The organism is Novosphingobium sp. 1529 (assembly GCF_040544855.1).
GTDB lineage: Bacteria > Pseudomonadota > Alphaproteobacteria > Sphingomonadales > Sphingomonadaceae > Novosphingobium > Novosphingobium capsulatum.
The window spans coordinates 1-9,811 of the sequence record NZ_JBEPKW010000024.1 but is presented as its reverse complement, the minus strand read 5'-3'; the positions used below and the strand labels follow the sequence as shown (position 1 = coordinate 9,811).

Annotated in this window: 8 protein-coding genes and 4 pseudogenes; 6 read left to right on the top strand and 6 right to left on the bottom strand. The window is 59.4% G+C overall.

Annotated features, from left to right (window positions below; translation table 11 throughout):
- Both ABIC78_RS21155 and ABIC78_RS21145 read right to left on the bottom strand, forming a co-directional pair.
- Positions 1-94, bottom strand: a pseudogene (locus ABIC78_RS21155) (transposase); the annotation flags it as partial.
- A gap of 530 nt (positions 95-624) precedes the next feature.
- Positions 625-2,028, bottom strand: coding sequence for a methyl-accepting chemotaxis protein (locus ABIC78_RS21145; protein ID WP_171799731.1), 1,404 nt, complete (start codon positions 2,026-2,028; stop codon positions 625-627).
- Positions 2,029-2,634: 606 nt separating this feature from the next.
- Here ABIC78_RS21145 and istB (ABIC78_RS21140) point away from each other — a divergent pair.
- The 3 genes and pseudogenes from istB (ABIC78_RS21140) to ABIC78_RS21125 all read left to right on the top strand — a co-directional run.
- Positions 2,635-3,189, top strand: a pseudogene (gene istB / locus ABIC78_RS21140) (IS21-like element helper ATPase IstB); the annotation flags it as partial.
- Positions 3,190-3,701: 512 nt separating this feature from the next.
- Positions 3,702-4,106 (top strand): Mu transposase domain-containing protein, encoded by a 405-nt coding sequence (locus tag ABIC78_RS21130; protein WP_354491879.1) that lies wholly within the window; start codon positions 3,702-3,704, stop codon positions 4,104-4,106.
- Positions 4,103-4,393, top strand: a complete 291-nt coding sequence (locus ABIC78_RS21125; RefSeq protein WP_305082212.1) for a hypothetical protein — start codon at positions 4,103-4,105, stop codon at positions 4,391-4,393. Before ABIC78_RS21130 ends, ABIC78_RS21125 begins: the two co-directional genes overlap by 4 nt.
- A 146-nt stretch (positions 4,394-4,539) precedes the next feature.
- On the opposite strand, the pseudogene ABIC78_RS21120 reads toward ABIC78_RS21125, so the two are convergent.
- The 4 genes and pseudogenes from ABIC78_RS21120 to ABIC78_RS21110 form a co-directional block, all read right to left on the bottom strand.
- Positions 4,540-4,835 (bottom strand): annotated as a pseudogene (locus ABIC78_RS21120) (IS5/IS1182 family transposase); the annotation flags it as partial.
- Entirely contained in the window at positions 4,790-5,014 is a 225-nt protein-coding gene (locus ABIC78_RS21520) for a hypothetical protein (protein WP_370525496.1), read from the bottom strand. The pseudogene ABIC78_RS21120 and the gene ABIC78_RS21520, both read right to left, overlap by 46 nt.
- A gap of 227 nt (positions 5,015-5,241) precedes the next feature.
- Positions 5,242-5,664 carry a MarR family winged helix-turn-helix transcriptional regulator gene (locus tag ABIC78_RS21115; RefSeq protein WP_171799730.1) on the bottom strand — a complete coding sequence of 141 codons (423 nt, stop codon included), beginning with the start codon at positions 5,662-5,664 and terminating at the stop codon, positions 5,242-5,244.
- A gap of 174 nt (positions 5,665-5,838) precedes the next feature.
- Positions 5,839-6,054 carry a hypothetical protein gene (locus ABIC78_RS21110; protein ID WP_022675840.1) on the bottom strand — a complete coding sequence of 72 codons (216 nt, stop codon included), beginning with the start codon at positions 6,052-6,054 and terminating at the stop codon, positions 5,839-5,841.
- A gap of 779 nt (positions 6,055-6,833) precedes the next feature.
- On the opposite strand from ABIC78_RS21110, the pseudogene ABIC78_RS21105 reads away from it, so the two are divergent.
- The 3 genes and pseudogenes from ABIC78_RS21105 to istB (ABIC78_RS21095) all read left to right on the top strand — a co-directional run.
- Positions 6,834-7,073, top strand: a pseudogene (locus tag ABIC78_RS21105) (transposase); the annotation flags it as partial.
- Between the two features lie 259 nt (positions 7,074-7,332).
- Positions 7,333-8,859 (top strand): IS21 family transposase, encoded by a 1,527-nt coding sequence (istA, locus tag ABIC78_RS21100; RefSeq protein WP_354491884.1) that lies wholly within the window; start codon positions 7,333-7,335, stop codon positions 8,857-8,859.
- Positions 8,849-9,631, top strand: coding sequence for an IS21-like element helper ATPase IstB (gene istB, locus ABIC78_RS21095; protein WP_354491877.1), 783 nt, complete (start codon positions 8,849-8,851; stop codon positions 9,629-9,631). The genes istA and istB (ABIC78_RS21095) overlap by 11 nt, the downstream gene beginning before the upstream one ends.
- Positions 9,632-9,811 lie beyond the last annotated feature (180 nt).

Genomic DNA, 9,811 nt, shown 5'->3' with positions numbered 1-9,811 from the left:
GGTTGGCGTTTGCCGAGCGGCACGAGGTACGGTCGCTGGCGAGTTGGGCCTTGTGGCGCTTGATCAGGTTCTCGACCTGCCCGCGTGCGCAGTAATGCGCCTCTCCAGGGTTCGCCGGGAGCCGAACTCCGTCTCAGAATATCGGCGCCGCAGTTCTTCGAAGATCGCTATGGGCCGAAGGCCCGGGACTGCCTCCAACATCGGCACCACAACTTCATCGAAAATACCAGCAAGGGGATTGGGTCGGCGCCGGCTGCGCGGTGCTTGCTGCTGTGATGGCAGCCGGGTGTCCTGCAAAACCCGATAGCCCGTCGCCGGACTGAACCCGGCCTTCGCCGCCGCCAGGACGACAGGGTCATTACGCCTGTTAGTCATGAAAAGTCTCACTTGATGATCGTTGATGTGTCGGCCGGCCACACGCCAAGTCCTCCTCCCCGGAAAACCCGATGCATAGCGGCCGCTACGACCATCACAGGCACTCAGCAAAGAGTGCCTCCGGTGTGTCGGGACCGGCTACGGGCTACGCCCTGCGCCGGTCCCGACACACCGGATTCTCATCTTGATTGTCGCGCTTTCTCATCCAGATCGTCGCGCGACAGTCGTCCCCGTCAGATCGGCCAATAGCTAAAATTCAGCCCAATCCTGGGCGCCAACAACCTTCAAAGCGGCCATGCCGACAGATTGATACGTTGGCATGCCCACTGGAGCGGGCGCAACACGGTTCGTAACAACTCCGAGTTCTTGATCAGGCTTATTGCTGCCGGTGACGAAATGCTGAACGACACCGGCAAGCTCGCGTGCCTCCTGCGAGAGTGAGCGAGCGGCCGCAGTCGACTCTTCCACCATGGCCGCATTCTGCTGGGTGACGCGATCCACCTCGGTCACAGCGGTATTGACCTGTTGCAAACTGACCGCCTGGCTATGAGCGCTGCGCGCAATGTCTGCGACCATCTCGTTTATCTCGCCGACCCGGTCCACAATGCTTGAAAGCACCGTACCGGCTTGGCCCACGAGGTTTACCCCCGCAGCCACCTGCTCGCTCGACGTGGAAATCAGGGTACGGATATCCCGGGCAGCGTCTGCCGAACGCTGGGCGAGAGCGCGGACCTCGTTCGCAACGACGGCAAAACCTTTGCCGGCATCGCCGGCGCGCGCTGCCTCAACGCCCGCATTGAGCGCAAGCAGGTTCGTCTGAAACGCGATCCCGTCGATCAAGCCCACGATGCTGCTGATCTCGTCTGCCGAAGTAGCAATGGCAGCCATGGCTTCGACCGCCTGCTCGACGACCGCCCCACCAGTGCTAGCTTCTTCATGGGTCCGCGCAATGGTCTGCTGCGCCCCCGTGGCTGACTGGGCCATGGCGTTGACGCCCAGCGTGACTTGACTCAAGGCTGCTGCGGTTTCTTCAATGCTCGCAGCTTGTTGCTCGTTTCGGCGCGCCAGGTCGTCAGACGCTGAATTAATTTCCGAAGCCCCGGTCATGACCGTCAGCGCCGTCTGGTTCACGCTGACGATGGCTTGGGCGAGCGAAGTCACTGCGCGGTTGAAGTCGCCGCGCAATTCTTCATACGATTCGGGAAACAGAACGTCGATTTGGCAATCAAGCCGGCTGTCGGCCAGTGCACGAAGCGCGTTCTTGAGCAGGTTCACTACCTGTTCCTGCTCTTCACGAGCACGGCGAATCGCATTGGCATTGTCCCGGAAGGATGCCATCGCTTTGGTCATCCGTCCGACGCAATCGCGATACTCGGTGTAAGCAATTTCGCTTTGCGTGTCACCAATGGCAAGTGCTTCCATTCGAAGCACGGTGTCAACATAAGGTCGACAGATGCGATCGGTAGCGACGAGCGTCGTCGTGATTGTTGCAGCAAAGGAGACCAGCCCCAACCCGATCGCCGCCGTACCGGACAAACCCGTAACCGCTAAAACTGTGGCCAAGAATCCAAGGCCGGAAAGAGACGCATAAACAATTGACAAAAATTGGAATTTCTTACGAATCGGTGCTTCTTTTTCGAACCAATCGAGCATATGGCACCCCCAAAGGACGGCATCGCTGTGATCTTGCGCCAACTATCGACGAGCGAGATTTCGCGCCCTTCTTGGCAGGTGGCGCTCTATAGCTTGCACTAAAGAGCATACGGCCGTTTTCATAGCCCAGCGCCTCCGGTGTTAACTATTCCCCGCCCCGATCCGCCCAAATAGTTACCGCACAAAGCATTGGTCTAATTAGAACATTTAAAAGTCACGCCGGCATCGACACGTTAGGGATAAGGCGTGTTTACGTGACGGCGCGGCATTCGGTGAGCGGCTAAACAGGCAAGGAGACACCGGCTGCTGCGTTGGAGATGTGAGTGCTGGTCGTAATCTCCCCAAATGTGCTGGTTGAAAATTCCCCAGTTTGAGGACTGCACGTGATCGTCATGGGGGCATGCCCCCATGACGATCACGCGGCACATTTACCCCTGCTGATGCCGAAGGAAGGGCGGGCAGGTGATAGGACTGAGGGTGTGGATCGGCGTGCAAAAAGGGCCCGGATAGCGGGGTGATCGGCGTCCAAAAGGGAACCACCATTCCGATGGTTTAGGCAGCGATCTGGTTTTCCAGGTGGCGAGATCGGGATGTTGGTTGTGGAGACAGTTGAGCGCCGCCAAGCTGCCGGTGATCAAGGACCTCGATGCCTTCGTGTTCGACGGCACACCGATCAACGAGGACCTGGTCCGCGCGTTGCACGCCGGATCATTCCTGCCCGGCAGGCGCAACATCGTGCTGGTCGGCGGCACCGGAACCGGCAAGACGCACCTCGCCATCGCCATTGCCGCCAACGTGGTTCGCGCCGGCGCGCGTGGCCGCTACTTCAACACCGTCGATCTGGTCACCCGGCTCGAGGATGAAGCGCGCATCGGCAAGGCCGGCGCTCTCGCTGCCCAGTTGAGCCGCATCGAACTCGTCGTACTCGATGAACTGGGTTACCTGCCGTTCGCCCGTTCCGGCGGCCAGCTCTTGTTCCACCTGATGAGCAAGCTTTACGAAACGACCTCGGTGATCATCACCACCAACCTGGCATTCGGCGAGTGGCCCACGGTGTTCGGTGACCCCAAAATGACCACCGCGCTGCTCGACCGCACCACACATCATTGCGATATCATCGAGACCGGCAACGACAGCTGGCGCTTCAAACACCGCAACTGACCCGGCCCCAAACCCCGACAAAAATTTGCTTCGCGCTGGCGCTGCCTCCGGTCGGGCTACGCCCTCCCTACGCCAGCGCCAGCGCGAAATCCGCGCCCCATATCAACGCCACGCCATCGCGACAGGTGGTACCCTTTTGCACGCCGATAGTGGGTCCCGTTTGGACGCCGATTGACAGTCTGGCTGTTCAGCATGGTGCTGGGGCACAGCCGTTGGCTATGGGGGCGGTTCTGCCCCAATCAGGGGCTGGAAACGGTGATGCGCTGCCACATCGCTGCCTTTGAGGCGATGGCGGGCTGCTGCACGGAAATCCTCTATGACCGCATGAAGACCGCCGTCATCGGCGAGGATGCTGCCGGCGTGGTGACCTACAATGCCTCGCTGGTGGCGCTGCTGGCCCATTATGGCAGCGCACCCAAGGCCTGCCAGCCCTCGATGATCTCAACGCCCAGTTCGATGTCTGGCGCACGGACACCGCCAACGCCAGGCAGCATGCCACCACGGGACGGATCGTGCGCGAGCATTTTGCGGAGGAGCAGCCTCATCTGCGCCCATTGCCGGCCCTGCGCTACGATGCGGTCCTGACCGTCGAGCGGCGGATCAGCTGCGAGGGGATGGTCGCAGTGGCCGGCAATTATTACAGCGTGCCCGACACCGCCCGCCTTCGCGTGGTTGAGGTCCAGCACCATACCCATGAGGTCCGGATCTTCGAGGAGGGGCAACTCATCGCCCGGCATCCCGTGTTGGAAGGCAAAAACCGCAAGCGGATCGAGCCAGGGCATCGCAAGGCCCCGCCGGTGAAGCGCGCCGAGATGTTGCCTGCGACACCGGCGCTGCCGATGCTCCAGCGCTCTCTGGCCTTTTACGGCGCGGTGGGTGAACGCCTGGCCAGCCTCAATGCCAAAGGTGCCGCATGATGTCGGTTACCGAACGCATCCGGCAGAGCCTACTGGCCCTGCACATGGCTCGCGCCCTTGAAACGCTCGATCACACGTTGAGCAGGCTGGAAAAGGGCGAGATCAGCGCCATCGAGGCCATCGACGATCTGCTGGCCGAGGAACTGAACCTGCGCGAGGGGCGGCGTATACGCCAGCACTTATGGGGAAATTTAAAACAGCATTTACAGGAGATGCCAAACACAAGCCGCCGAGCTATGGCGATGGCCGAACGACGCCAATGGTCGCGCGCAGTGAATGATCCCTAGTGTTTTAACAGGCTGTGGAAATAGGCTCTGTCTGGCGGCCCTCATACCCCGTTGATGCGATGCACGGCGGGGCTGAGCCCCGTTGTTTCGTCTGATGCGCGCCCATGCGGGCCTTTCACCTGCCATTTGGCGCGCACCGGGCGCATTTATCCTGTCGCCAGCAGCTTTGGCAGGCGCACCAGATGTAGGCCGCAGCGGTCAGAGGAAGGCCCAGCCCACACGTGGGAGCCCTCGGTGGCGGGTCTTGCGTAGATTGCCGCAAGTCTTGGCCAACCGAAGACTCCCTCGATCCGCTTGTGGATACGGATGCTGGCGGCACAGCGGTGTGCCGGGTGGTGCGGCCGTCGATGGCCGAGCGCCGGTTGGCGGTGTTTTGTGCGACATGGGGCGTCACGTTCAACGCGCGCAGATTGGCGACGAAATCGGCGGTGTCGTAGGCTTTGTAGCTTCGCTGAACTTCGCTTCGGCGCCCAGCGTGATGCGGTGGCAACCGTCCAGACGCTCCAGCATGGTCAACGCCGCCTCGCGCCCGCAGCCGCCAAACGGCCCAGGTTCGACAACCCTGTCGGCCGCAGTCCGGCTTTCAACCAGCAAACCGGGTAGCTGCAGGCTACTGCCCATGCTTACGAGGCCATCGACCTGAGTTCCGTACTGGGCCCCGTTAGCTTTCCATTAGCTTTTACGACCCAAAGCGCGGAAAGGTCAAATTCGCAGAGGATGTGACGCAGACACCGTTTGCGCCGATTCACATCACCACCGAATTCCAGTCAAACTCGCCAACCCGCATTCATAATAGATACAAATAATTTTGCCACCCCAAATGTATTGGGGTGGCAAAATCGGTGAAATCAAAATTTAGAAATTAAATTTGTTATCTTGTATACTGCATCGCCGGTTATTCTTACAAATGATCGCCGATTATCGTTAGGATCATCGATCCGGACGATTAAACCACGCTCCTCAAGAACGCTCAGCCATCGCAGAGCAGTTGTTGCTGGAACACAAGCAGCTGCACATGCGCTAGTAATACTAATCTTTTTTCCCTCAACTTCGGATATATACAGATCCAAAAGGATATCCCAAGCTGGATCCGCAAATATTCCTTCAGGGAATATATCATCTCTCCGACGCCTAAAGCGATAAAAAGCCTTGGCAATCTCTTTGCAGTCTTTGAACTCCATCCATTGCTTGACGGCGTTGTCATTTGCGTTCGCCGCACAAGGTGGATTTCTCGTCGCGGACAATCCTGCGTTTTCCGACAGCAGTCCCATACCCCCCCCGCTATCTAACTTGATGGGTCACGCCCACCATGCTCGCCTCGACCATTCAAGCCCAATCCCCAGGCTTGAATGTCAAGTGAATGTTACGTTAATTTTCTGCAAGCAAGAGTCTATTGCCCTTTTGGCTCAAACCTGAAGATAAGTTCCAAATAGCTGATTAAGCTTTTAATTTTTTTTGGTACTCGTGAGGGCATTCGCGTTCGCCCGCTCGGGGAAGGTTAACGAAGCAATTTCTGCCACCTGTTGAGTGACAGCGTCACGCGCAAGTTCCAAATTCGCGGCCACCAAAGTCAGATGGAAGCGATCGGCAAGGGCCACAAGGCCTCGCAGTGTGTCGTCGATTTCGCCGCAGACCTTGATCAGATTTTCGTCGGATTTCACCTTCGATCCCCATTGCTTCGCAAGTCAGGCAAATGGCCACAGCGACCAACCTTTGATCGCGTTAATCCACTCAGCTTAGCCCTCACTTATCCGTATGATGCGATGATCGCTGATGCAGCCAATCAGATTAGTGACGATTTGGTTACAATTATGAGCTTCGCCGGAAATGGAGGGCCACAACTCCCACCGCGCTATTTACCATGTCTTAACTTTTATCACCAATTTGGTCGAGTCTTTGGAAAATTTTAAAATATTGTTGCACTTCAATATTTTAAATAAATTCAAAGCACAATTTTCACGCGGCCCAAGCTAAGTGACACAATTGGCTCCCACGCTGACGGTGGGCGTTTGCGGGAAGGCCCTTATGACGCTGGCCGTCGATGCGGGACTTGGCTTCTGAAAGAGTCTTATCCAGAAGAACCGCGCCACCCCATCTCATTCACTGCAACAGGATGAGGCCTGAAAGTTGGCCTGATAATGCGCTAAGTGCCAGCGGTTGGTGGGATTCCAGCTTGGGATGTGGTCCAGAGCGAACCGTCAGGGGATGGTTGGAGATGGCAAACGCGCCAAGCGTTAGACGACCGAACTGCCAGATGCTGAGCAGGAAATCTCCCGGCCATTCCTACCGGTACGACCAAAGCGTGGGCGCAAACCATCAACTGATCTGCGCGAGGTGCTGCGCCACTCGCGATATCTAGGGTTCAAACCCAATCATCCTCTTGAAAATCAGCGCGTGCATTGATTCAGAGGGTCTCCGTTGAAGGAGGAGACCTTTGGAGATGTCGCGTTCGTTGTTCTGGTTGTCGGATGAAGCCTGGGCTGCGATCGAGCCGCACTTGCCGAAGAACCAGCCCGGAGCGCGGCGGGTCGATGATCGGCGAGTGATCTCGGGCATTATCCACATGCTGAAGTGCGGTGGCCGCTGGGCGGATTGTCCTTCCGAATACGGCCCTTCGACGACGGTCTACAATCGCTGGAACCGTTGGAGCCGTAGGGGCTGCGCATTTCAGAAGTTCTGGACAGGCGTTTCGCAAAATCGCGGACGAGCGTTTCGCTAAGTCCCGGACAGTCGGTGTGGTTCGCTCATGGGTGCCTTGTTGATTTTCACGCTGCGATGATTTCGGCTTTGTCCGGTTCGGTCAAGAGGGACGGCGTGCGGGTTTTGTGTTGATTGCCACTGAGAGTTGACCCGGGGAGGGCGGTAATTTCCACTGAGATTTGACCCATGTTCTGATCGTTTCCCAGGCTTGCAAGCCGGGAGACCATGGAGTGATCGACATGGCGTTATTGAGCGTAATTCGGCGCTGGCATTTTCGTGAGGGAATGCCGATCCGGGAGATCGAGCGGCGCACAGGGCTGTCGCGCAACACGATCCGCAAATACCTGCGGGCCGGGACGGTGGAACCGAGGTTCAAGGTTCCCGAGCGACCGAGCAAACTGGACCCGTTTGCCGAGAAGCTATCGGCATGGCTGCGGATTGAGGCGAGCCGGTCGCGCAAGCAGCGGCGCACGGCCAGGCAGATGCACGCCGATCTGGTGGTGCTGGGCTATGACGGCTCCTACAACCGCGTCGCGGCCTTTGTGCGCGACTGGAAGGCTGATCGTCAGCGCGACGCCCAGGCCAGCGGCCGTGGCACCTTCGTGCCGTTGGCGTTCATGCCGGGCGAAGCGTTCCAGTTCGATTGGAGCGAGGACTGGGCGATCATCGCCGGCGAGCGCACCAAGCTGCAGGTGGCGCATACCAAGCTGTCGCACAGCCGCGCCTTCATCGTCAGGGCCTATCTGCTTCAGACCCACGAGATGCTGTTCGATGCCCTGACCCAGGCATTCCGGGTTCTGGGCGGCGTTCCGCGGCGCGGGATATTCGACAATATGAAGACCGCGGTCGATCGGATCGGCATCGGCAAGGTCCGACAGGTCAATGCCCGCTTCGCCTCGCTGGCCAGCCACTACCTGTTCGAGCCCGAGTTCTGCAACCCGGCTGCCGGTTGGGAGAAAGGCCAGGTCGAGAAGAACGTTCAGGATGCCCGGCGCCGGTTATGGCAGCCACTGCCCAGTTTCCCCGATCTGGCGGCGCTCAATGCCTGGCTCGAGGAACGCTGCATCGAGCAATGGAGCCAGATCCAGCACGGCGTGCTGCCCGGTACGATCGCCGATGCCTGGGCCGATGAGGTCGCCAGCCTGATGCCGTTGGGGCGGACCTTCGACGGTTTTGTCGAGCATGCCAAGCGGGTCTCGCCGACCTGCCTCATCCACTTCGAGCGCAACCGCTACAGCGTGCCGGCATCCTTCGCCAACCGGCCGGTCAGCCTGCGGGTCTATCCCGACCGGATTGTCGTGGCCGCCGAAGGCAGGATCGTGTGCGAGCATCACCGTATCATCGAGAGGTCGCATCATCTGCCGGGCCGGACGGTTTACGACTGGCGCCATTACCTGGCGGTGGTCCAGCGCAAGCCGGGTGCCTTGCGCAATGGGGCACCGTTCCTCGAGATGCCCGAAGCGTTCCGACAACTGCAAGGCCATCTCCTCAAGCGCCCTGGCGGTGATCGCGAGATGGTCGAGATCCTGGCCCTGGTTCTCCAGCATGACGAACAGGCCGTGCTGTGCGCTGTCGAACTGGCGCTCGAAGCTGGCGTTCCCACCAAGACCCACGTCCTCAACATCCTGCACCGGCTGACTGACGGCAAAGCCGGCACCCCGCCAAGGATCGATGCGCCACAAGCTCTGAGCCTGCAGCGTGAGCCAAAGGCCAATGTCGAACGCTACGATGCACTGCGCAGCCAGGAGACCGCCCGTGCGTCATGATCCCGCCAGCGCCGCCGTCGTTGTCATGCTGCGCGGTCTGAAGATGTTTGGCATGGCCCAGGCCGCCGGCGATCTCATCGAACAGGGCGCTCCCGCCTTCGATACCGCGGTGCCGATCTTGTCGCAGTTGCTCAAGGCCGAGGTCGCCGAACGCGAGGTCCGCTCGATCGCTTACCAGATCAAGGCCGCCCGCTTCCCGGCCTACAAGGACCTTGCCGGCTTCGACTTCGCTTCCAGCGAGGTCAACGAGGCCATGGTTCGCCAGCTCCACCGTGGCGAGTTTATCGACGGCGCGCACAATGCCGTGCTGATCGGTGGTCCTGGCACCGGCAAGACCCACATCGCCACCGCGCTGGGCATCCAGGCGGTCGAGCATCACCGCAAGAAGGTGCGCTTCTTCGCCACCGTCGACCTGGTCAATGCGCTCGAGCAGGAAAAGGTCATGAACAAGGCAGGCCAGCTGGCCGAGCGTCTGCTCCGCCTCGACCTCGTCATCCTCGATGAGCTGGGCTACTTGCCCTTCAGCGCCTCAGGCGGCGCCTTGCTGTTCCACCTGCTCTCCAAACTCTACGAACGCACCAGCGTCATCATCACCACCAACCTGAGCTTCTCCGAGTGGGCCGGCGTGTTCGGTGATGCCAAGATGACCACGGCGCTGCTCGATCGGCTTACCCACCACTGCCATATCCTCGAGACAGGAAACGACAGCTTCCGCTTCAGGGCCAGCAGCGCCGCAGCCCCAAAACCACGAAAGGAAAAACCACCCACTTGACCCACAATCCGCACCGCGGGACATAACCTCAACCCGGGTCACTTCTCGATGGAAATCCCGGGTCAACTCTCAGTGGCAATCAACAAAAAAGGGCTTGCGCGTGGGGGCAGGCGATGATTCAAACTACCCATGGCACCGCCCCCGCTTCATGTCCTGACCGAGGCCGAGAAGAACGATCTG

What these genes read in the sequence shown, in the direction of transcription:
- ABIC78_RS21145 (WP_171799731.1), bottom strand. Translation starts at nt 2,028, where the DNA reads ATGCTCGATTGGTTCGAAAAAGAAGCACCGATTCGTAAGAAATTCCAA.
- ABIC78_RS21125 (WP_305082212.1), top strand. Translation starts at nt 4,103, where the DNA reads ATGATGTCGGTTACCGAACGCATCCGGCAGAGCCTACTGGCCCTGCAC.
- ABIC78_RS21520 (WP_370525496.1), bottom strand. Translation starts at nt 5,014, where the DNA reads ATGGGCAGTAGCCTGCAGCTACCCGGTTTGCTGGTTGAAAGCCGGACT.
- ABIC78_RS21115 (WP_171799730.1), bottom strand. Translation starts at nt 5,664, where the DNA reads ATGGGACTGCTGTCGGAAAACGCAGGATTGTCCGCGACGAGAAATCCA.
- istA (WP_354491884.1), top strand. Translation starts at nt 7,333, where the DNA reads ATGGCGTTATTGAGCGTAATTCGGCGCTGGCATTTTCGTGAGGGAATG.